Here is a 1,209-nt window from a genome sequence, read left to right on the forward strand (position 1 = left end):
GTCCTCAACACCCAGATACACGCACCCGCCGTCCGTATTGGCTAAGGCGACAACAGCCTCCACTAATTCGGAATCCGGCAGACCTTTATCGCGATCGCTTTTGAATTCCTTGGACAGGGTTTCTTTGCCATACTCGTGCGCCATTCGCCACCGCCTGCTCTGAATCTCTGAATTTTTCTCTGAATTATACATTCTTTCTCTGAATTCAGAGATAAATCTCGGAATTCAGAGAAAACCGTTCAAGAATGATCTGCGTATCTCATTCAACGTACTGCCGCATACCGCACGTTGCGTCCACTGCCGACCTTCTTAGCGCGTCCTTCAAGGACTAGTTTTCGCAATTGGTAGTACGCCTGATTCTCCTCAAGATGCAGCAATTCCATCACATCGTTTTTGCTCACTGATTTCTGTTCATGCATTAACTCGATGATCAGTTCGGGATACCGCACCCTATCGATGTCTGATTGGCGAACGTATTCCATCGCCCTACCGCTGCGCCGATACACTTTCGCACCCAATGTGTATGTACGACGAGCGTTAGTGCCGGAGCTTTCGACGAGCCCAGACTCCGTCAACTGCCCCAATACAGTGCGCAGACGTTGATCGCTCATATCCAAGGACTCTGACAACGCGTCAAAGCCACAACGTCTCTCTCGCTTGAGCTTATCCAGAATAAGCAGACCGTCAAGCGACATTGACTTGCCGCTACGCTCGCGTTCCTCGGCTAATAATTCCACAAACGCCTCGTCGGGCGCGCTCCGAGGCAGCAGCACCGAAACACCCCGCCCGTTGGATCTCGAATAGTCAGGCAAGGGCCGACCATAGTTCAAGGCCCCCTCGAAAATGCGATCGATTCCACGACCGGTTCGCTCGGCTAGCCCAGTTCGCTTCAACGCATCCATGAGGCATGGGTTTCGTCCATGCGGTTCCGCGGTAAGCAGATTGTGAACGTTGATGCCTTCCACGAATCCTCCAGGATTGGCAATCGTCAGTCCCGCGTCATCCACCAGCACACGCACACGGCCAAGAACTGAGTAATCCCTGTGGCCGAACGCATTGACCAACGCTTCCCTGAACGCCCTCTCGTCGAATTCGGGCACCACCGAGGAAAAAAAACCCCCGGTCAGTTCTGTTCCTGGATTCCAAGGCGCGCACGACTCCGCTATCTGCTCTATGGTCTTGAGCAGCGGGCCGCGATATGTATTGTTC

At 53.3% G+C, this 1,209-nt stretch carries 2 protein-coding genes; both read right to left on the reverse strand.

Features of this window, described 5'->3' with window-relative positions:
- A partial coding sequence (locus AB5287_RS09985; protein ID WP_368221176.1) for a helix-turn-helix domain-containing protein occupies positions 1 to 192 on the reverse strand: 192 nt, incomplete at its 3' end.
- Between the two features lie 71 nt (positions 193 to 263).
- Positions 264 to 1,209 (reverse strand): ATP-binding protein (locus AB5287_RS09990; RefSeq protein ID WP_368221178.1); only part of this gene is annotated, 946 nt, incomplete at its 5' end.

The sequence above is a fragment of the Bifidobacterium sp. RTP21102st3_E2_RTP21102_210122 genome (assembly GCF_040916945.1).
GTDB lineage: Bacteria > Actinomycetota > Actinomycetes > Actinomycetales > Bifidobacteriaceae > Bifidobacterium > Bifidobacterium longum.